This window comes from Modestobacter sp. SYSU DS0657 (assembly GCF_054050925.1).
The window spans coordinates 1-20,402 of sequence record NZ_JBJHAG010000036.1 but is presented as its reverse complement, the minus strand read 5'-3'; the positions used below and the strand labels follow the sequence as shown (position 1 = coordinate 20,402).

At 72.8% G+C, this 20,402-nt stretch carries 15 protein-coding genes; all 15 read right to left on the bottom strand.

Going from position 1 to position 20,402, the window contains the following annotated elements; translation table 11 throughout:
- Positions 1 to 6 precede the first annotated feature (6 nt).
- The 15 genes from ACI79A_RS17890 to ACI79A_RS17820 all read right to left on the bottom strand — a co-directional run bounded on the left by ACI79A_RS17890 (position 7) and on the right by ACI79A_RS17820 (position 20,018).
- Positions 7 to 1,770, bottom strand: coding sequence for a SpoIIE family protein phosphatase (locus ACI79A_RS17890; RefSeq protein ID WP_457085107.1), 1,764 nt, complete (start codon positions 1,768 to 1,770; stop codon positions 7 to 9).
- Positions 1,771 to 1,938: 168 nt separating this feature from the next.
- A complete protein-coding gene (locus tag ACI79A_RS17885) occupies positions 1,939 to 2,427 on the bottom strand; it encodes a hypothetical protein (RefSeq protein ID WP_457085106.1) in 489 nt (162 codons plus the stop codon).
- Positions 2,424 to 2,786 carry a response regulator gene (locus ACI79A_RS17880; protein ID WP_457085105.1) on the bottom strand — a complete coding sequence of 121 codons (363 nt, stop codon included), beginning with the start codon at positions 2,784 to 2,786 and terminating at the stop codon, positions 2,424 to 2,426. Before ACI79A_RS17880 ends, ACI79A_RS17885 begins: the two co-directional genes overlap by 4 nt.
- Positions 2,783 to 3,307, bottom strand: a complete 525-nt coding sequence (locus tag ACI79A_RS17875; protein WP_457085104.1) for a chemotaxis protein CheX — start codon at positions 3,305 to 3,307, stop codon at positions 2,783 to 2,785. Before ACI79A_RS17875 ends, ACI79A_RS17880 begins: the two co-directional genes overlap by 4 nt.
- Positions 3,304 to 3,690 (bottom strand): response regulator, encoded by a 387-nt coding sequence (locus ACI79A_RS17870; RefSeq protein ID WP_457085103.1) that lies wholly within the window; start codon positions 3,688 to 3,690, stop codon positions 3,304 to 3,306. Before ACI79A_RS17870 ends, ACI79A_RS17875 begins: the two co-directional genes overlap by 4 nt.
- A gap of 2 nt (positions 3,691 to 3,692) precedes the next feature.
- Entirely contained in the window at positions 3,693 to 4,517 is an 825-nt protein-coding gene (locus tag ACI79A_RS17865) for a CheR family methyltransferase (protein ID WP_457085102.1), read from the bottom strand.
- Positions 4,514 to 5,647 carry a protein-glutamate methylesterase/protein-glutamine glutaminase gene (locus ACI79A_RS17860; RefSeq protein ID WP_457085101.1) on the bottom strand — a complete coding sequence of 378 codons (1,134 nt, stop codon included), beginning with the start codon at positions 5,645 to 5,647 and terminating at the stop codon, positions 4,514 to 4,516. Before ACI79A_RS17860 ends, ACI79A_RS17865 begins: the two co-directional genes overlap by 4 nt.
- Before the next feature lie 100 nt (positions 5,648 to 5,747).
- On the bottom strand, positions 5,748 to 6,683 hold the full coding sequence (locus tag ACI79A_RS17855; protein WP_457085100.1) for a hypothetical protein: 936 nt from the start codon (positions 6,681 to 6,683) through the stop codon (positions 5,748 to 5,750).
- Between the two features lie 236 nt (positions 6,684 to 6,919).
- Entirely contained in the window at positions 6,920 to 8,533 is a 1,614-nt protein-coding gene (locus ACI79A_RS17850; protein ID WP_457085099.1) for a methyl-accepting chemotaxis protein, read from the bottom strand.
- Between the two features lie 411 nt (positions 8,534 to 8,944).
- The gene (locus tag ACI79A_RS17845) at positions 8,945 to 10,579 is read right to left on the bottom strand and encodes a methyl-accepting chemotaxis protein (protein ID WP_457085098.1); all 1,635 of its coding nucleotides are present in this window, start codon (positions 10,577 to 10,579) and stop codon (positions 8,945 to 8,947) included.
- A gap of 254 nt (positions 10,580 to 10,833) precedes the next feature.
- Positions 10,834 to 12,396: a methyl-accepting chemotaxis protein gene (locus ACI79A_RS17840; protein ID WP_457085097.1), complete on the bottom strand. Its 1,563-nt coding sequence runs from the start codon at positions 12,394 to 12,396 to the stop codon at positions 10,834 to 10,836.
- A 395-nt stretch (positions 12,397 to 12,791) separates the two neighbouring features.
- Complete coding sequence (locus ACI79A_RS17835) at positions 12,792 to 14,396, bottom strand: methyl-accepting chemotaxis protein (protein ID WP_457085096.1); 1,605 nt, start codon at positions 14,394 to 14,396, stop codon at positions 12,792 to 12,794.
- A gap of 189 nt (positions 14,397 to 14,585) precedes the next feature.
- A complete protein-coding gene (locus ACI79A_RS17830; protein WP_457085095.1) occupies positions 14,586 to 16,181 on the bottom strand; it encodes a methyl-accepting chemotaxis protein in 1,596 nt (531 codons plus the stop codon).
- 338 nt (positions 16,182 to 16,519) lie between these two features.
- Complete coding sequence (locus ACI79A_RS17825) at positions 16,520 to 18,136, bottom strand: methyl-accepting chemotaxis protein (protein WP_457085094.1); 1,617 nt, start codon at positions 18,134 to 18,136, stop codon at positions 16,520 to 16,522.
- A gap of 271 nt (positions 18,137 to 18,407) precedes the next feature.
- Positions 18,408 to 20,018: a methyl-accepting chemotaxis protein gene (locus tag ACI79A_RS17820; RefSeq protein ID WP_457085093.1), complete on the bottom strand. Its 1,611-nt coding sequence runs from the start codon at positions 20,016 to 20,018 to the stop codon at positions 18,408 to 18,410.
- Positions 20,019 to 20,402: the final 384 nt, after the last annotated feature.

Sequence of the window (20,402 nt, the reverse complement as noted above, 5' to 3'; positions counted from 1 at the left end):
CCCGGATCAGTCCGGCGGGGGGACGGCGTCCGCCAGTGCCCGCGGTGCGGCCGCCAGCGGGCGCGGCGCGTCCACCGGGTGGCAGCGCACCGCCAGCACCGCGACGTCGTCCTCGGCGCCGTCGGCCAGCAGCTCCCCCAGCAGCCGGTCGCAGAGCCGCTCCAGCGGTTCCCCCGCCAGCCGGGACGCCACCGCGCGCAGCCGGTCCCGGCCGGCGTCCAGGTCGCTGGTCCGCCGCTCGAACAGGCCGTCGGTGAACAACAGCAGGGTGCTGCCCGGCGGCAGCGCGGTGACCCCCTCGCCGCGGGCGCCGTCCAGCCCCAGGCCCAGCGGCGGGCCCACCGGCGCGTCGAGGTCGGTCACCGTGCCGTCGGGGAGCACCAGCAGCGGCATCGGGTGCCCGGCGACGGCCCAGCGCAGCCGGCGCGCGCCGGCGGCCCGGTCGGCGTCGTCGGTCTCGATCCGGGCGACCAGCGCGGTGGCCAGGGAGGCGACGTCCAGGCCGACGACGGCCCGGTCGACCCGCCGCAGCACCTCCCCCGGGCCGGTCTGCCGGTCGTAGGCGATGGCCCGCACCAGGGTGCGCAGCTCGGCCATCGTCGCGGCCGCCTCCAGGTCGTGGCCCATCACGTCGCCGATGACCAGGACGGTCGCGCCGTCGGGCTGGAGGAAGGAGTCGTACCAGTCGCCGCCGATGGAGACGTCCCGGGCCGCCGGCCGGTAGCGGACCGCCAGCTCCAGGGCGTCGGGCTGCACCGGCGGGGACAGCAGGCTGCGCTGCAGCCGCTCGGCCACCCGGGTCTGCGCCGTCGCCAGCCGGGCGTTGTCCAGGGCGAGCCCGGCCCGCCGGGACATGATGTCGGCGGTGCGCAGCTCGGCGTCGGTGAGCGCACCCCGCTCCGGACCGGTGACGAGGGTGACGGCGCCGAACAGCTCGCCCCGGGCGATCAGCGGGAACGTCGCCACCGAGTGCACCCGCAGCGGCGCCAGGGCCTCCCGGGCCGCCGGGGTGGTCATCGCCACCACCTGCTGGGCCTCGATCCCCTGGATGACCACCGGCCGGCCGTCGCGCAGCGCGGTGGGCACCGGCGCGGTCGCCTGGTTGGTGCGGGCGCGCAGGTCGGCGTACCGGTGCACGTACGGCAGCATGGCCGGGTCGCGGTGGGCACGTCCGACGTCCCGGCGGACGCCGTCCTCGACCACGCTGACCAGGCACCAGTCGGCCAGCGCCGGCACGATCAGCTCCGCGAGGCGCTGCACCGCCTCGCCGGCGTCCAGCGTGCCGGTCATCGCCTGGCTGACGTCGCCGAGCAGCATGAGGTGCCGGCCGGCCAGCTCGGCGGCGTGCGCGGCCCCGGCGGCGCGCTCGGCCTCCTCCTCGCGGGCCGCGACCGCCTCGGCCCGGGCCTGCTCCGCCGCCCGCCGCTCGGTCACGTCGTCGTAGGTGACCACGAGCCCGCCGGCAGCGCGGAAGGCGTCCACCCGGAACCAGGTGCGCAGCGGCGGGTACCAGGCCTCGAAGCCGACCGGCTCACCGGTGCGTGCCACGTGCTCGTAGTGCCGTGCGAACTCGCTGCCGACGCCCTCCGGGAACTCCGCCCAGATCACCCGGCCCACCAGGTCCTCGACCCGCCGCTGCAGCAACCGGGCGCCGGCCGGGTTGACGTAGCTGAACCGCCACTCGTCGTCCAGCGCGAACAGCGGCCGGGGCATCGCGTCGACCGCCTGCGCCAGCAGGTCCGTCGGCGGCGCGGCGCCGTCCGGGCTCATGGCGGTCACTTTGCCCCATGGCAGGGACATCGCCGTACCGCCCGCCGGGGAATCCGCCCGGCACGTCCCTCCAGCGGGTGACGAACGACGGGACCGGGGGAGCGCAGCCGTCGTCGGTGACGGCTGCGCTCCCCCGGTCCCGGGGTCGTGCTGGGTGTCGCGGCAGGGTCAGTGCGCCATCACGATGGACAGCGAGCCCGACCCGTAGCCCGCGACGTCGACCGTGAGGTCGATGCGGTTGAACGCCGCCGCCAGCCCGGCGATGTCCCCGGGGATCGACTCCCCGGGTGCGTGCAGCGTGTGCAGCTTCGAGTGGTTGACGCCCTCGCCGTTGAACATCGAGGCGGCGATGTTCACCACCTCGTACAGCGCCTCGAGGTGCATCGGGTAGAGCTCGCCCTCGTCGATCGCGTCCTCCAGGCCGCCCTTGGGCAGCAGCGCGAGGGCGCCGGCGAGCCAGGCCCCGAGGCGGAGGTCGACCAGGCACAGCGCGGTGGTGGCCATGGTCGGGTCGATGTAGACGGCGACGGCGGGCTTGTCGTTCAGCGACACCGGGTCCCCGGGGGAGACCACGACGTCCTTGCCGAAGAGGCCCTCGAGCATGTCGCGGACGTCCTTGGCGGTGGGCAGCGTGGCCGGCTGGAGGGCGGCCGTCATGCGATCACCCCGTCCAGCGCGTCCTTGAAGGTGTCCTCGTTGAACGGCTTGGCGATGAGGAAGAGGGCGCCGGCGTTGGCTGCCTTCTCCCGCATCTCCGGGGAGCCCTCGGAGGTCACGAAGCCGAAGGGCACCTGCGACCCGGAGGCGCGCAGCGCCTCGAGGCACTCGATGCCGGTCATGTTGGGCATGTTCCAGTCGGAGAGGACGAGGTCGGGCTTGTCGGACCCGATCTTGGCCAGGCACTGCTGCCCGTCCTCGGCCTCGATGATGTCGTGGTCGTCGTACCCCGCCTGGCGCAGGGTGCGGATCACGATCTGCCGCATGACACGGCTGTCGTCGGTCACCAGGATCTTCACTGCTGCGGCACCTCGTTCCGCTCGGTGTCCGGCGCCGTGGAGGCGCCCTGGACGGTGATGGTCAGGGACTGGCCGCGCCACTGGCCGTTGACGCGGCAGACGTCGTCGAGCCGCCCGGTGGGCGGTGCGGCGCCGGTCTGGGGGAGCCCGAGGCTGGAGGGCCCGGGCAGGACGGACTTGATGTTGCCGCCGAGCACGTTCGCCAGTTCGCCCAGCGCGTCCTGGACGTCCTCCTCCTCGACGAGGGTCGGCGGGCGGAGCATGAGCACGCTCTCGGTGAGCGCCTCGGCGGTCTCGGTGTCGCAGGTGAGGACGACGGCGCCGTTCCACGGACCGGTGATCGTCACCCAGGCGCTGACCGGCTCGAGCGGCGGAGGGGCCGGGACGGGGATGAACACCTCGCCGTCGCCGACCAGGGACGGCCAGACCTCGTCGGCGATGCTCTGCACGGTCTGCGCGTCGAGCAACGCGGAGATCGGCTGTGCAGTCGAGAGCTGGGCCAGCTCGGGTGAGGCGGTCATGCGGGGGCACCTTCCGGGAGCAGGCCGAGGAGCGCCAGCTTGTCGCGGAGCGCATCGGCGGTGAACGGCTTGATCAGGTACTCGTGCGCCCCGGCGGCGAGGGCCTTGACGATCTGCCCGTGCTCGCTCTCGGTGGTGACCATCATCAGCGTCACCTGGCGGTGGGCCGGGTTCGCGCGCACGGCGAGGACGAACTGCAGCCCGTCCATCACCGGCATGTTCCAGTCGATGCAGCAGATGTCCGGCACGTAGCCGGACTCCAGGACGTCGAGGGCCTGGCGGCCGTCGACGGCCTCCCGCACCTCCTCGAAGCCGAGATCGGTCAGGATGCTGCCGACGATGCGCCTCATGGCGCGGGAGTCGTCGATCACGAGAGCTCGCACGGTCAGGACCCCTTCCGCGGGCGGTAGGCGGAGCCGCGGCCCATGACGACCCGCTCCCAGTTGTCATCGACCCCGAGGGTCGTCTCGGCCGCGCCCAGGAACAGCCACCCGTCGGGTCGCATGAGCTGGCGGACGCGGTTCAAGATCCCCTGCTTGGTGGGCAGGTCGAAGTAGATGAGGACGTTGCGCAGGTAGACCACGTCGAACGGGCCCATCCGGGGCAGCGGCGCGGCGAGGTTGCACTCGCTCGCGGTCACCATCCGGCGCAGCTCGGGCGCGATCTCCCACTCGTTGCCGGCCCGGGTGAAGTGCCGGACGAGCATCGGCGCCGGCAGCCCGCGGTTGACCTCGAGCTGGCTGAACCGGCCGGCGCGGGTGCGCTCGACCATCTCCCGGGAGAGGTCGGTCGCGGTGATCGACACCCGGCTGGTCGCGTTCGGCAGCGCGTCGGACAGCAGCATCGCGATCGTGTAGGCCTCCTGCCCGCTGGAGCAGGCGGCCGACCAGATCTGCAGGCGCTCGTTGGGTCCACGGGCGGCGAGCAGCTGCGGCAGGACCGTGCCGGTCAGCGCCGTGAACGGGTCACCGTCCCGGAACCAGGAGGTCTCGTTGGTGGTGAGCGCCTCGACGATCCGCCGGGTGGTGGCCGGGTCCGGGCGGTTGCGGACGGACTCGACGAGCTCGCTGACCCCGGAGAGGCCGCGCTGCTGCGCCATGGGCAGCAACCGGGCCTCCACCAGGTACTCCTTGCCCGGCTGCAGCACGATGGCGCTCTCCCGGTGCACCAGCTGGCGCACCCAGTCGAAGCTGGTGGCGGTGAGCGTCATCGCGTGCCTCCCATGGTCGTGAGGGGGCGAACGGTGGCGCCCATCGGGCGGGGGTGGGGGAGCAGGCGGGTGATCGCCTCGGCGACCCTGCCCAACGGCAGGACCTCGTCGGCGTAGCCGGCCTGGGTCACCGCGCCGGGCATGCCCCAGACCACCGAGGTGGCCTGGTCCTGGGCGACGACGGTGCCGCCGGCCTCACGGATCTGGCCGGCACCGATCCGGCCGTCGGAGCCCATGCCGGTGAGCACGACACCGAGGACGGCGCCGTCGTAGGCGGCGACCGCGGAGCGGAAGAGCACGTCGACCGCGGGGCGGCAGAAGTTCTCCGGCGGCCCCTGGTTCAGCGCCGTGCGCTTGTTGCCGCCGCTGGAGCTGACGGTCAGGTGGTGGTCGCCCGGGGCGATGTGCACCGTGCCGGGCGCCAGCGGGGTGCCGTCGACGGCCTCCACGACCTGCAGCGGGCACAGCCGGTCCAGCCGCTGCGCGAACTGCCGGGTGAAGACCGGCGGCATGTGCTGCACGAGCAGCACGGGCACGGGCAGGGACGCCGGCAGCAACGGCAGCACCTTGGTCAGCGCCTCCGGGCCACCGGTCGAGGAGCCGATCACCAGGACGGCGGGCTCCTTGGCGGCGCGGGTCCGCGGGGCCGGCGGCCGGGGGGCCACCGCAGCCGGGGCGGGCGCGGCGGCCGGGCCGGAGCTGATCGGCCGCCCGGTGAGCGCCTTGATCTTGGGGATGAGCTGCTGGCGCACGCTCTCCATCGACTGCGCGACGCTGCCGACGTTCGCCGGCTTGGTCACGTACTCGTTGGCACCGGCGGACAGCGCGTCCAGGGTGGCCGAGGCGCCTCGCTCGGTGAGCGTGCTGAACATGATGATCGGCACCCGGCTGAACGCCTGGCCACCGGCGCGGCTGCGGATGGCCCGCACCGCCTCGATGCCGTTCATGTCCGGCATCTCGATGTCCATCGTGACCAGGTCGGGCTTCAGCTGCTCGAGCTTCGCCACCGCGATCCGGCCGTTCGCAGCCGTACCGACGACCTGGATCATCGGGTCCTCGGAGAGGACGTCCGTCACGATCTTGCGGACGACGACCGAGTCGTCGACCACCATGACCTTGATCTTCTCCACGTGCTCCCCCGCTGCCGATGTACCGGCCAGGTGGGCCGCACACAACGTTCATCGGCATCCGCTGCCTTCTCTTGAGCGCAGCGGCGGGACGAGCTGAGGACTACCCCGCGAGGGGGAGCGACCTCCCGGTCACCATCGCCCACGGCGCACCGAGGACGGCCATCGACTCCTCGTCGAGGAGGTCGGACATGGCCAGGCCCTGCACGCACCCGGCCAGCGCGTTCCACACGCCCTCGGCGCCGTCGCGGGAGGTGAAGCCGCTCTCGACGAAGGCGGTGACCGCCGTCAGCTGCGCCGCAGCGAGGGTGCGGGTGCGGCCGGACACGTGGGCGGCCCAGGACGCGCCGTGCATGGCGGCGGCCCACGGCCGCCGCTGGGCCCGGCCGACCTCGACGGCGAGCCGCCAGCGCCGGCGGCCGGCCTCGCCGAGCTCGCGGACCTCGCCGAGCAGCTCGGCCAGCCCGGCGGTCGCCGGGCCGAGATCCGGGCGCGGGGCGGGCTCCAGGGCGGTGGCGGCGGCGTAGGGGGCGGTGAGCTCCTGCCGGACCGGACGGTCGAGGGCCTCGGCGGCCCACCAGCCGGTGGCGGCGTCGGCCAGCACGTCGGCGGCGACGGCGGCCACCGCCGGGTCGAGGTCGGCGACCACCGGGTGCTCGGCGCCGAGGACGTCGTCGCGGACGAGCCGCTCCAGCGCGGGGGTGTTGCCGATCGTGCCCCGCTCGAGCAGCGCCACGAGGCGGGCATTGCGCTCGCCGCCCTCGTCGGCCCCGTCGGCCCCGCCGGGGACGTTGCCGGGGACATCGCGCAGCTGGGGCACGCCGGCCGCGGCCAGCTCGTGCGCCCGCCGGGCGCGGACGGCCATCTCGGCGCGCTCGGCGGCCGGCCGCCCGGCGCCCGGGTGCGCCGCGGCCAGGCGGTGCAGGGTGGCCGCGTCGGCGCCCAGACCGGTCAGCAGCACGTCGGCCACCTGACCGCCGGCGGGCAGGCGGACCAGGTCGAAGCCGAGAGTGGCCGCGCTGACCAGTGAGTAGGGCACGTCGCCTCCTGTGGAAGTGGTGCACCCATCGTGGGGGCGGCGTGGGCAGTGCGCCACGCGGCCGTCACCCGGTCGCGCGACAGCGACCTGACGCCGGCTGCGCGTTCGCCTCACTCGGTCAGGAGGTTGTGACAGCGCGTGAACCGGCCGTCACCCGGACGATGACCGACCCCGGACACGGCAGCGGCCGCCGCCCTCCGTCGGGAGGGCGGCGGCCGCTGGGTCCGGCTCCGCCGTCAGTAGGTGAACCGGGCCACCGTGGTGCGCAGGTCGCTGGCCATCCGGGACAGCTCGTCGACCGCCATCCGCGTCTGCCCCAGCGCCTGCGTGGTCGAGGACGCCGCGGTGGAGACCCCGGTGATGTTCGCGGCGATCTCCGTCGAACCGCCCGCGGCCTCCTGCACCGACCGCGACATCTCGTTCGTCGTCGCGGTCTGCTCCTCCACGGCCGAGGCGATGGTCAGCTGGAAGTCGTTGATCGAGCCGATGACCTCGGAGATGCGGCCGATCGCCGCCACCGCACCCGAGGTGTCGCCCTGGATCGCCTCCACCCGGCGGGCGATGTCCTCGGTCGCCCGCGCCGTCTCCTGGGCCAGCTCCTTGACCTCGTTCGCGACCACCGCGAAGCCCTTGCCCGCCTCGCCTGCCCGGGCGGCCTCGATGGTGGCGTTCAGCGCCAGCAGGTTCGTCTGCTCCGCGATCGAGGTGATCACCTTCACCACCGCGCCGATCTCCTGGCTCGACGTGCCCAGCTTGGTGATCGTCTCGGTCGTCGACTGCGCCTCGGTCACCGCCTGCGCGGCCACCCGCGCCGCCTCGTTCGCGTTCTGGCTGATCTCCCGGATCGAGGCACCCATCTGCTCGGCACCCGCGGCCACCGTGCCCACGTTCCGGCTGACCTCCTCCGCCGCCGACGAGACGACGTTGGACTGCGCCGAGGTCTCCTCCGCCGACGCCGAGATCTGCGCCGACGAGGCCGACAGCTCCTCCGACGAGGATGCGACGGCGTCCGCCGAGACCGCCACCGAGGCCAGCACCGACCGCAGGCTCTCCTGGGCAGCGTCCAGCGCGGCGGCCATCCGGCCGACGTCGTCCCGCTGGGCGACACCCGTCCCCTGGGTCAGGTCGCCCTCTGCCAGCCGCTCGGCGGAGTGCCGGACGCGCGCCAGTGCGCCGCTGATCGACCGGGCGGTGAACACACCGAGCCCGAGCGCGACCGCGCTGCCGACGGCCACCAGCACGAGGAGCCAGGTTCGGGTCGAGGAGTAGGCCCCCGCAGCGGCGTCCGCGCTGTCGGAGGCGATCGACGCCTGGAGGTCGGCGAGGCCCTGCAGCTCGGCGACGATCTGCTCGCTCAGTGGCGCCACCTGGTTGGTGCGCAGGTCGATGAACTCCGGGGACTGGGCCTTGCCGGCCGCGCCCAGCGCGTCGAGCTGCTCACCGAGCTCGATGTAGCGGTCGATGTCGGTGAGCGACGCGTGCAGCGCCGCCTGCACCTCGGGGGTCGGCGAGGTCTCGCTGCGCAGCCGCTCACCGGCGTCGGCCAGGGCGGCCCGGGCCTCGTCCCGCTGGACGATGTACCGCTGCTTGGCGGCCGCGTCGGCCGAGTAGGTGGCGTTGGTCGAGGCGAACCGGCTGCCGAGGAACTGGAAGCGGATCTCCTGGGCCAGCTGGCCCCCCAGCACGTTCTGCCGGTGCATGTCGGCGGTGCGGTCGGCCGAGGTGGACAGGGCACTGAGCCCCACCAGCCCGGTGACGACGGCGACGAGAACGGCCACGGTCACCGCCATGGTGATCTTCGTGGTGACGGCGAGGTCCCGGAATCGGATTCCGGTGGACGGCCTCTGCATCTCTGCCACTGCCTTTCCTGGGCACTGCTGGACAAGCTCTGTGACGCCCATCATGGAACAACCGGGGAATACGGCACGACATTCACGTTCGCGCGTCGGGCCCTTTGCCTGGAAATGATGACCGGCGCACGCGAGGAGGAGACCTGTCGACAATCCCGACCCGTCGTGGAATGGCCGGCGCAGCGCTGTGGAACCACCGTTCTCGGAACGATGATCGCAGGTCAGGTGCGTAGCAGATCGTTCTCCGCAGCATGTCGCGGCGGGCAATTCCATCGCCCCCCGCACAGTCGGTCACTCGACCGCAGGGCCACCTCGCCCCAGCGGACCGGGGGCCGAGGCCGACCCGGGACGGCGAGGGCCGCCGCACCTGCCCAGCGGGCGGGTGCGGCGGCCCTCGGTCCGTCCGCTCGGTCAGTAGGTGAAGCGGGCGACGCTCCCCCGCAGGTCGCTGGCCATCCGGGACAGCTCGTCGACCGCCTGCCGGGTCTGACCCAGGGCCTGGGTGGTCGAGGACGCCGCGCTGGAGACCCCGGTGATGTTCGCGGCGATCTCCGTCGACCCACCCGCGGCCTCCTGCACCGACCGGGACATCTCGTTCGTCGTCGCCGTCTGCTCCTCCACGGCCGAGGCGATGGTCAGCTGGAAGTCGTTGATCGAGCCGATGACCTCGGAGATGCGGCCGATCGCGGCCACCGCGCCCGAGGTGTCGCCCTGGATCGCCTCCACCCGTCGCGCGATGTCCTCGGTCGCCCGCGCCGTCTCCTGCGCCAGCTCCTTCACCTCGTTCGCCACCACGGCGAACCCCTTGCCCGCGTCCCCGGCCCGGGCCGCCTCGATCGTGGCGTTGAGCGCCAGCAGGTTCGTCTGCTCCGCGATGGAAGTGATCGCCTTCACCACCGCGCCGATCTCCTGGCTCGACGTGCCCAGCTTGGTCACCGTGGCCGTCGTCGCCTCGGCCTCGGCCACCGCCTGGGCGGCCACCCGCGCGGCCTCGTTCGCGTTCTGGCTGATCTCCCGGATCGACGCCCCCATCTGCTCGGCACCCGCAGCCACCGTGCCCACGTTCCGGGACACCTCCTCCGCCGCGGAGGACACCACCCCGGACTGCGCCGAGGTCTCCTCCGCCGACGCCGAGATCTGCGCCGACGACGCCGACAGCTCCTCCGACGACGCCGCCACCGCATCCGCCGAGACGATGATCTCCGCGATCGTCGTGGACATGGTCGTGGCCGCGTCGTTCAGCGCCTCGGCCATCTGACCCAGCTCGTCCCGGCCGCGCACCGGCAGCCGCACGGTGAGGTCACGGCCGGCCAACCGCACCAGGCCGCCGTGGACCTCACGGACGCCGCGCGCGATGCCACCGGCGACGACGAAGGCGAACGCACCACCGAGGGCGAGCGCGCCGCCGGCCACCAGGAGGGTGGTGCGGGCGGTGGCCGCCTCGGCCTCCGCCGCCTCGGCGCGGGTCTCGGCGACCCGGGCGTCGACGGAGCCGACCAGGTCGGTCATCGCCTGGTCCAGCACGTAGAAGACGTCCCACTTGTCCCCGGTCGAGACCGCGTCACCTTCGTCCAGGCGGTCCTGTGCCCACAGCGCGAAGATCTGGTCGTTGAAGTCGCTCATCGCGGCCCAGTTCGTCTCGATCGCGTCGAGACTCGCCCGCCCATCGGCGTCCAGCAGGTCCCGGTCGAGCGAGAACAGCTCCTCGAACCCGGTGGCGCCGTCCCGGTAGTTCGGCACGTTGTCGCCATTCGGGTCGGCGGCCGCGGCACCGCCGTCGACGCGCGCCCGCCAGGCGGTGATGTTCTGCCAGTTGGCCGCCCACAGCAGGTCGTACCGGGCGTTCTCGACCGCCCGCTGGACCCCGGCGGCCTCGGTGGCCCGCGCGTTGAGGTCGCTGACACGGGCGGCACCGGAGATGCCGGTGGCCGCCGCGGCGACCATCCCGAGGAGCAGCAACGCGCTCAACGCGTAGATGCGGGTCCGGATCCCCCGGTCACCGAGCCACCGCCGGGGGCCCTGGGCCACGGCCTTCGTCGTCGTCATCGCAGAACTGTCCGTTTCGTCGCCGTGCAGATGGGTGGGTACTGCGCCATCCTCACAACCACGGAGCACCCATTCCGTCGCGACGCGACCGTTCCTCCGAACGTCCGACAATTGTCCGGACGACCATTTCCACGTGCGGACTTGTCGACTCGCGACGTGCCGCCCGACGACGGGACCACATGCCACGAGGCCCCGCCCCCGGAATGGCGGGACAGGGCCTCGTGGTGGACTCCCCAGCAGTGGGTCAGCCCGGCTCAGTAGGTGAAGCGGGCGACACTCCCCCGCAGGTCACTGGCCATCCGGGACAGCTCGTCCACGGCCTGCCGGGTCTGGCCCAGCGCCTGGGTCGTCGAGGACGCCGCGGCGGACACCCCGGTGATGTTCGCCGCGATCTCCGTCGACCCGCCCGCGGCCTCCTGCACCGACCGGGACATCTCGTTGGTCGTGGCGGTCTGCTCCTCCACCGCCGAGGCGATGGTCAGCTGGAAGTCGTTGATGCTTCCGATGACCTCGGAGATGCGGCCGATGGCAGCGACGGCACCGGAGGTGTCGCCCTGGATCGCCTCCACCCGCCGCGCGATGTCCTCGGTCGCCCGCGCCGTCTCCTGCGCCAGCTCCTTCACCTCGTTCGCCACCACCGCGAACCCCTTGCCGGCGTCCCCGGCCCGGGCCGCCTCGATCGTGGCGTTCAGCGCCAGCAGGTTCGTCTGCTCCGCGATCGAGGTGATCACCTTCACCACCGCACCGATCTCCTGACTGGAGACGCCGAGCTGCTCGATCGTGGCGGTGGTCGCCTGTGCCTCGCTCACCGCCTGCGCGGCCACCCGCGCCGCCTCGTTCGCGTTCTGGCTGATCTCCCGGATCGAGGCCCCCATCTGCTCCGCACCCGCCGCCACCGTGGCCACGTTGCGCGACACCTCCTCCGCCGCGGTCGACACCACGTTGGACTGCGCCGACGTCTCACCTGCCGACGCCGAGATCTGCGCCGACGACGCCGCCACCTCCTCCGAGGACGCCGCCACGGCGTCGGCCGACGCCGCGACCGACTCCATGACCGAGCGCAGCCGCATGAAGGCGGAGTCCAGGGCGGCGGCCAGCCGGCCGACGTCGTCCCGCTGCTCGAGTCCGGTGGTCGAGGTCAGGTCCCCCTCGGCCAGCCGCTCGGCCGACCGGCGCACCCTCGTCAGCGAGGCACTGATGGCTCGGGCCAGCACGACGCCGATGCCGAGCGCGGACAGGGAGCCGAGGACCAGCAGGGCCACCATCTTGGTGCGGGTCGAGCTGTAGGCCGCCTCCGCCTCCTCGACGCTGGCCTGCGCCAGGTGGGCCTCCAGGGCGGTCAACTCCTCGAGCTGGGTGATGATCTCCTCTCCCAACGGGGTCACCTGGGTGCTGACCAGGGTCACGAACTCCGGTGTGCCCGCCTTGCCCTCGGCGGCGAGGGCGTCCACCTGGTCGCTGTTGTGGAGGTAGGCGGTGACGTCGGCCACGACCTCGTCGACCCGCTCCACCACCTCGGCGGTGGGCCGGGTGTCCGCGCGCAGCCGCTCGGCGGCGGCGAGCACGGCGGCGCGGGCGTCGTTGCGCTGGGTGAGGAACGCGTCCCGGGCCTCCTCGGTGGCCGCCGCGTAGGTGCGGCTCTGGGCGAGGAACCGCCCGTTGAGGAACTGGTACTTCATCTCCTGGGCCAGCTGGGTGCCGAGCACGTTCTGCTCGTGCATGGTGGCCGTCCGACCGGACGAGGTGGAGAGTGCGTTCAGGCCGACGACACCGGTCGTGACAGCGACGACGACCGCCACCGTGACCGACGTGATCATCTTGGTCAGGACGCTTCGATCCTGGAATCGGAAGACGGATGGCGCCTTCATCGTGGCGTGCCTTTCTCGTAGGTCGCCGGCCAGCGCCCGATCGGGCCCGCCGGGGGAGGTGGTCCGCCGCCCGCCGTCTCGGCGACCCGCCGGCCACCCTGCGCCCGAGGGCGTGCCGGGGACCGGACGGAGGAGCGGGAACCACTCGATCCTGAGCTGCTATCGGCACGAGCCGGACTCGTTCCGCAACGCAGAGCCCCGAGTGAGTGAGAGAGCTCGATCACTCTCCGTGTCGTTCCGGCGGGGACCGGCGAGCGAGCAACTGCCTCCCGCCCGACCGGAGCACCGACGGCCGCCCTCCCCGGCAGGGAGGACGGCCGTCGGCGCGTGCAGCGGAGCTGGCCTCAGAAGGTGAAGCGGGCGACGCTCCCCCGCAGGTCGGCGGCCATCCGGGACAGCTCGTCCACGGCCGTCCGCGTCTGACCCAGCGCCTGCGTGGTGGAGGACGCCGCGGTGGAGACCCCGGTGATGTTCGCGGCGATCTCCGTCGACCCACCCGCGGCCTCCTGGACCGACCGGGACATCTCGTTGGTGGTCGCGGTCTGCTCCTCGACCGCGCTGGCGATGGTCAGCTGGAAGTCGCTGATCTGGCCGATGACCCCACCGATGCGGCCGATCGCGTCCACCGCGCCGGAGGTGTCGCCCTGGATCGCCTCCACCCGCCGCGCGATGTCCTCGGTCGCCCGCGCCGTCTCCTGGGCCAGCTCCTTCACCTCGTTCGCCACCACGGCGAACCCCTTGCCGGCCTCCCCCGCCCGTGCGGCCTCGATGGTGGCGTTGAGCGCCAGCAGGTTGGTCTGCTCGGCGATCGAGGTGATCACCTTCACCACCGCCCCGATCTCCCGGGAGCTGACGCCGAGCTTCTCCACCGTCTCGGTCGTCGACTGCGCCTCGGTCACCGCCTGCGCCGCCACGCGCGCGGCCTCGTTCGCGTTCTGGCTGATCTCCCGGATCGAGGCACCCATCTGCTCCGCACCCGCAGCCACCGTGCCCACGTTCCGGGACACCTCCTCCGCCGCGGTCGACACCACCTCGGACTGCACGGCGGTCTCCTCCGCCGAGGCGGCGATCTGCGCCGAGGACGCGCTCAGCTCCTCCGACGATGCGGCCACCGCGTCCGCGGAGGAGACGACCGACGCCATCACCGAGCGCAGCTCGGCCAGGGCGCCGTCCAGCGCGGCCGCTGTCCGGCCGACCTCGTCCCGCGACTGCACCTGCGCGGTGCGCGTCAGGTCACCGGCCGCCAGCCCCTCGGCCACGACCTGCACCCGGCGCAACCCGCGGGTGATGGCGCGGGCCACCAGGACACCGGCCCCCAGGGCCAGCACGGCCCCGGCGACGATCACCACGACCAGCACCAGCCGGGTGTCCCGGTACTCGGTGGCGGCCGTCTCGGCGGTCGCGGCCGCGTTGGCCTGGCGCTGGGCGGCCAGCTCGTCGATCCAGCCGATGATCTCCGTGGCCAGCGGGCCGACGGTGGTCTCGCGTGCCTCGGACCAGGCGGCGAGGTCACCGGTGTCGGCCAGTGCGTCGAGCTCGACCATGTCCTGCCGGTACTCCGCCATCCCGTCCCGCACCTGCCCGATCAGCTCCTGGCCCGCGGCGGAGGGGTGCGTGTCCAGGTAGCGCTCGGCAGCCTCGGCCAGGCCCGCGTAGGCCGCCTCGCGGGCGGCGAGGTAGGCCTCACGGTCGGCCGGGTCGGTGGCGACGGCGTAGTTCGTGCCGGCCAGCCGGACGGCGAAGAACTGCGAGCGGACCGCCTCGACCTCGACGGTGCCGACCAGCTCGTCGCGGTACATGGTGTCGGTGGCGTCGGCGGTCTCCCCGAGGCTGCGCAGCCCGAGGAGGCCGACGAGCACGGCCACCAGCACCGCCGCTCCGACGGCGGCGAGGACCTTGGTGCTGATGGAGAGGTCCCGGAGACGGGACCGGACGGACGGGGTGCTCACGGTGGTGCCCTCCACGACTGACGCCGGGGACGCCCGTGTGGCATCCCTTCACGGAGAGCAATGACCCAACCGCGTTCGGTCATGCTCAATGAAATGGCGCCTCACTCGATGGGGGTGCCGGCCTCCGGGACGGCGAACGGCCGCCGGCCCCGGACTGCGGGGACGACGGCCGGAGCCGGGCATCGTGGTTCAGAAGGTGAAGCGGGCGACGCTCCCCCGCAGGTCGCTGGCCATCCGGGACAGCTCGTCGACCGCCATCCGCGTCTGCCCCAGCGCCTGCGTGGTCGAGGACGCCGCGGTGGAGACCCCGGTGATGTTCGCGGCGATCTCCGTCGAACCGCCCGCGGCCTCCTGCACCGACCGCGACATCTCGTTCGTCGTCGCGGTCTGCTCCTCCACGGCCGAGGCGATGGTCAGCTGGAAGTCGTTGATCGAGCCGATGACCTCGGAGATGCGGCCGATCGCCGCCACCGCACCCGAGGTGTCGCCCTGGATCGCCTCCACCCGGCGGGCGATGTCCTCGGTCGCCCGCGCCGTCTCCTGGGCCAGCTCCTTGACCTCGTTCGCGACCACCGCGAAGCCCTTGCCCGCCTCGCCTGCCCGGGCGGCCTCGATGGTGGCGTTCAGCGCCAGCAGGTTCGTCTGCTCCGCGATCGAGGTGATCACCTTCACCACCGCGCCGATCTCCTGGCTCGACGTGCCCAGCTTGGTGATCGTCTCGGTCGTCGACTGCGCCTCGGTCACCGCCTGCGCGGCCACCCGCGCCGCCTCGTTCGCGTTCTGGCTGATCTCCCGGATCGACGCCCCCATCTGCTCCGCACCCGCAGCCACCGTGCCCACGTTCCGGGACACCTCCTCCGCCGCCGACGAGACCACCCCGGACTGCGCCGAGGTCTCCTCCGCCGACGCCGAGATCTGCGCCGACGACGCCGACAACTCCTCCGACGACGCCGCCACCGCATCCGCCGACACCGACACCGAGGCCAGCACCGACCGCAGGCTCTCCTGCGCCGCGGCCAGCGAGGTCGCCATCCGGCCGATCTCGTCGCAGGACCCGGCCTCCGGGGTGACGGTCAGGTCACCTGTGGCCAGCGCCTCGACCGACCGCTGGACCGAGACGACGGTCCGCTTCAGCTGGCGGACGACGAGCAGCGCCAGGCCGGCGGCGAGGGCGATGCCGAGCGTCGCGGTGAGGAGCACCTGCACGGCGACCTCCCCGGCGCGCTCCTCGCCCGCCGCAGCCTCCTGGGCGGCGGCGGCCGCCTCCGCCTCGCTCTCGGCCGCGTACGGGTTCATGACCGCACTGGCCAGCGGCTTCTCCTCGTTGAACCCGTAGGACTGCGCCGCCCCGGCGTCGATGGCGGCCAGCTGCCGGTCCGCCTCGGCGTAGTACTCGGTGACGGCGGACGTGAACTCCGACCAGGCCGCATCGTCGGCCTGGTGACCGTCGTACTCGTCGATGAGCTGCTGGAGCTCGACCCGGCGCTCGGCGAGGGAATCGCGCAGGGCCGCACGCGTCTCGGCGTCCGCGACGTTGTAGGAGACGATCCGCACCCGGTCGCCCTGGAAGCTGCGCTGTATCGCACCCAGGGTGTCCATCGGCCGGACGATCTCCTCGTACAGCCGCCGCTCACCGTCCCGGAGATCGTGCACCCCGCGGACCGCCAGAGTGGCGATGAGGGCCGCCACGAGCCCCATCAGGGCGACGACGACCCCGATCTTGACGGCGATCGGCCGGTCGAAGAGCCAGCCCAGTCGACGCGATCGAGAAGAGGCAGTCTGCATGCGGTGCTCCTGATGACTGGAACGCGCTCGGCGTCCGTCGGTGCGGTGCTGGACGTGCGGTCCCGGTGCGCTGGGCGCCACCCATGGCTCCCCGCGATGTACACGACCGGTTCGCGCGACCCGCGCGCTCACGAGGGAAATGCTGCTGCAGCTGGGACAGGCGGGACGGCAGTCGCCGTGCGTGTCGGCGCAACGGCCGACGGAAATGCGGGCGACCTCGCCGGATCGTCTCCATGTCGATTCCCGGGAATGTCCGCCGTCCCCCGTCGTGCTGCCCCGGGAACGACGAACGGCCGCCCCGTCCGGGTGGACGGGGCGGCCGGATTCGATGCGGTGGGTCAGAAGGTGAAGCGGGCGACGCTCCCCCGCAGGTCGCTGGCCATCCGGGACAGCTCGTCGACCGCCTGCCGGGTCTGGGTCAGGGCCTGCGTGGTCGAGGACGCCGCGGTGGAGACCCCGGTGATGTTCGCGGCGATCTCCGTGGAACCGCCGGCGGCCTCCTGCACCGACCGCGACATCTCGTTCGTCGTCGCGGTCTGCTCCTCCACGGCCGAGGCGATGGTCAGCTGGAAGTCGTTGATCGAGCCGATGACCTCGGAGATGCGGCCGATCGCGGCCACCGCACCGGAGGTGTCGCCCTGGATCGCCTCCACCCGGCGGGCGATGTCCTCGGTCGCCCGCGCCGTCTCCTGGGCCAGCTCCTTGACCTCGTTCGCGACCACCGCGAAGCCCTTGCCCGCGTCCCCGGCCCGGGCCGCCTCGATGGTGGCGTTCAGCGCCAGCAGGTTCGTCTGCTCCGCGATCGAGGTGATCGCCTTCACCACCTCACCGATCTCCTTGGAGCTGACGCCGAGCTTCTCCACCGTCTCGGTCGTCGACTGCGCCTCGGTCACCGCCTGGGCGGCCACCCGCGCGGCCTCGTTCGCGTTCTGGCTGATCTCCCGGATCGACGCCCCCATCTGCTCGGCACCCGCAGCCACCGTGCCCACGTTCCGGCTGACCTCCTCCGCCGCCGACGAGACGACGTTGGACTGCGCCGAGGTCTCCTCCGCCGACGCCGAGATCTGCGCCGACGACGCCGACAGCTCCTCCGACGACGCGGCGACCGCGTCGGCCGAGGACACCACCGTGGCCATCACCGAGCGCAGCCCGTCCACGGCCGCATCCAACGACGCCCCCATCCGGCCGATCTCGTCGCGGGTGGTGAGCCCGCTGGTCGCGGTCAGGTCCCCCGCGGCCAGAGCCGTGGTGACGACCTGCATCCTCCGGACAGCCCGAGCGATGCCGACCGCCACAGCGAGCCCGACCCCGATGGCGACGAGGAGTGCGACCGCCAGGATGATCATCGAGCTCGTCGCCTGGGTGGTGGCCGACGAGCTGATCTCCTCGAACCGCTCCTGCGCCGCGGCGTCCTCGCGGTCCTGCAGGTCGCGGATGTCCGCCGACATGGCTTCGACCAGCGGCGTGCCCCCTGACTCGTTGGCAGCGATCCAGCCCTGGACGTCACCGGCGAGCGCAAGCGGCGCCAACACGGTCTGCTGGAAGGCCACGTACTCGTCGACGGTCGCCACGAGGTGGTCGTGGGCCACCTGGCGACCGTCACCCAGCCCACCGGCCGCATAGGCCTTCGCGAGCTGGTCGAACTCCGCCCGCAGCGGGTCCATCTGGTCCAGGTTGGCCTGAGCGTCGGCCGGGCCGGTCGCGAGGATCGCATCCCGGGCGAGGATGCGCATCTCGCTGATCGCGTCGCTCATGTCACCGGCGGCGGCGACACCCCTCAAGTTGTTCTCGTACAGCACCTCGGCCTTCGAGGTGGCCTCGGACATGGCCTGCATGCCGAGGACCCCGATGACGCCTGCGGCGGCGGCAGGAACGGCCACCGCCACGAGGATCTTGGTCTTCACTCCTCGGTCCCCCCACCACGATGCGGTGTGGGCCAGTGGGTTCGCGGACATGAGGCTTCTCCTGAGAATTCGTTCACGGGGGCGACGAGGAGCGCACGGACCTGGGAGAGGACGGTGGCGTCATGCACAGGATGAACAGTCGGTGAGCTCGTCTCGGGCGCCCGGTGCGTGTGTCGTGGAATGGATTTCATGAAATCCACCTGACCGTCACCGACGTTCCCTTGTCGACACCAGAAATGGTCGAACGTGCACGGGCGATGCCCGGGAACGACAACGGCCGCCCCGTCCGGGTGGACGGGGCGGCCGGATTCGATGCGGTGGGTCAGAAGGTGAAGCGGGCGACGCTCCCCCGCAGGTCGCTGGCCATCCGGGACAGCTCGTCGACCGCCTGCCGGGTCTGGGTCAGGGCCTGCGTGGTCGAGGACGCCGCGCTGGAGACCCCGGTGATGTTCGCGGCGATCTCCGTGGAACCGCCGGCGGCCTCCTGCACCGACCGCGACATCTCGTTCGTCGTCGCGGTCTGCTCCTCCACGGCCGAGGCGATGGTCAGCTGGAAGTCGTTGATCGAGCCGATGACCTCGGAGATGCGGCCGATCGCGGCCACCGCACCGGAGGTGTCGCCCTGGATCGCCTCCACCCGGCGGGCGATGTCCTCGGTCGCCCGCGCCGTCTCCTGCGCCAGCTCCTTCACCTCGTTCGCCACGACCGCGAAGCCCTTGCCCGCGTCCCCGGCCCGGGCCGCCTCGATGGTGGCGTTGAGCGCCAGCAGGTTCGTCTGCTCCGCGATCGAGGTGATCGCCTTCACCACCTCACCGATCTCCTTCGAGCTCTCGCCCAGCTTGGTCACGGTGGCCGTGGTGGCCTCGGCCTCCGTGACCGCCTGGGCGGCGACCCGGGCGGCCTCGTTCGCGTTCTGGCTGATCTCCCGGATCGAGGCCCCCATCTGCTCCGCACCCGCGGCCACCGTGCCCACGTTCCGGCTGACCTCCTCCGCCGCCGACGAGACGACGTTGGACTGCGCCGAGGTCTCCTCCGCCGACGCCGAGATCTGCGCCGACGACGCCGACAGCTCCTCCGACGACGCGGCGACCGCGTCGGCCGAGGACACCACCGTGGCCATCACCGAGCGCAGCTCCACCACCGCGGCGTCCAGCGCGGCCCCCATCCGGCCCAGCTCGTCGGAGCTGGTGAGCCCGGTGCTGCGGGTGAGGTCGCCGGCCGCCAGCCCTTCGGCGACGTCCTTCACCCGATTGGTCGAGCGGGCGATCGAGCCAGCGACGAACCAGCCCAGCCCCAGCGCGACGGCCACGCCCACCACGATGAGGACCAGCGAGACGGTGCGCTGCTGCTCGTAGGCCTCCCGGTTGTCCGCCGCGGCCTGCTCCGCCTCCGCCGACTCCATGTCGACCAACTCGCCGATGCCCGCGATCGCGGCCGTCACCGGCGGCGTCCCACCGGACGCGTTCTGCGCCATCCAGGCCTGGTAGTCACCCGCCTGGGCGAGCGGCACCAGCACGTTCTTCTGGAACTCGACGTAGTCGCTGAAGTCGGACTTGATCTGGTCGAGCAGCTCCAGCTTCCGGTCGTCCTCGGTGCCGGTGGTGTAGGCCTGGGCCGTCGCGGCGAAGCGGTCGGCGAGCGTGTCGATGTTGGCGACCGCCGCCGCCTGGTCGGTGCCGAGGATGGTGTCACGCAGGTTCACCCGCAGGTCACCGATCCGCGCCTCCATCTCGGAGACGGCGGCCACGCCGACCAGGTTGTCGGCGTAGAGGGTGTCGGCGGCGTCGGCCGACGCCCCCAGGGCCTGCAGGCCCATGATGCCGATGCCGGCCGCGGCCACCCCGGCGATGCCGGCCGTCGCCAGCACCTTCGTCTTGACGCTGCGGTCGCCCCACCAGGAGCGGTCACGGGACGGGGTGGCAGATGCGGACATGGCGAGCTCCAGAACAACGGGGGAAGGGCGTCGGAGCACATCGTGGGGGTTGCGGAAACGCGCTGTACCGGTTCCCGATCCGTGTCGCACAATCCTTATCGGGAAAAGGCGGTCACCTTTCCCCACGGTCCCCATGTCGACACTCGTGTCCCATCCGGCAGAAATGCCACCGCGGCCACCACCTCGCCCGGGGAAGGGGGCGGGGCAGTGGCCGCGGAGGTGGTGCGGTGTCCCGGTCGAGTGACCGTCGACCGGAACGGGTCCTTCGGCATTTCCCGGAGGTGGGGGGGGGGGGGGGGGGGGGGGGGGGGGGGGGGGGGGGGGGGGGGGGGGGGGGGGGGGGGGGGGGGGGGGGGGGGGGGGGGGGGGGGGTGGGGTGGTGAT

Excerpts from the sequence above, each read along its gene's own strand:
- ACI79A_RS17890 (WP_457085107.1), bottom strand. The coding sequence starts at position 1,770 with ATGAGCCCGGACGGCGCCGCGCCGCCGACGGACCTGCTGGCGCAGGCG.
- ACI79A_RS17885 (WP_457085106.1), bottom strand. The coding sequence starts at position 2,427 with ATGACGGCCGCCCTCCAGCCGGCCACGCTGCCCACCGCCAAGGACGTC.
- ACI79A_RS17875 (WP_457085104.1), bottom strand. The coding sequence starts at position 3,307 with ATGACCGCCTCACCCGAGCTGGCCCAGCTCTCGACTGCACAGCCGATC.
- ACI79A_RS17865 (WP_457085102.1), bottom strand. The coding sequence starts at position 4,517 with ATGACGCTCACCGCCACCAGCTTCGACTGGGTGCGCCAGCTGGTGCAC.
- ACI79A_RS17850 (WP_457085099.1), bottom strand. The coding sequence starts at position 8,533 with ATGCAGAGGCCGTCCACCGGAATCCGATTCCGGGACCTCGCCGTCACC.
- ACI79A_RS17845 (WP_457085098.1), bottom strand. The coding sequence starts at position 10,579 with ATGACGACGACGAAGGCCGTGGCCCAGGGCCCCCGGCGGTGGCTCGGT.
- ACI79A_RS17840 (WP_457085097.1), bottom strand. The coding sequence starts at position 12,396 with ATGATCACGTCGGTCACGGTGGCGGTCGTCGTCGCTGTCACGACCGGT.
- ACI79A_RS17830 (WP_457085095.1), bottom strand. The coding sequence starts at position 16,181 with ATGCAGACTGCCTCTTCTCGATCGCGTCGACTGGGCTGGCTCTTCGAC.
- ACI79A_RS17825 (WP_457085094.1), bottom strand. The coding sequence starts at position 18,136 with ATGTCCGCGAACCCACTGGCCCACACCGCATCGTGGTGGGGGGACCGA.
- ACI79A_RS17820 (WP_457085093.1), bottom strand. The coding sequence starts at position 20,018 with ATGTCCGCATCTGCCACCCCGTCCCGTGACCGCTCCTGGTGGGGCGAC.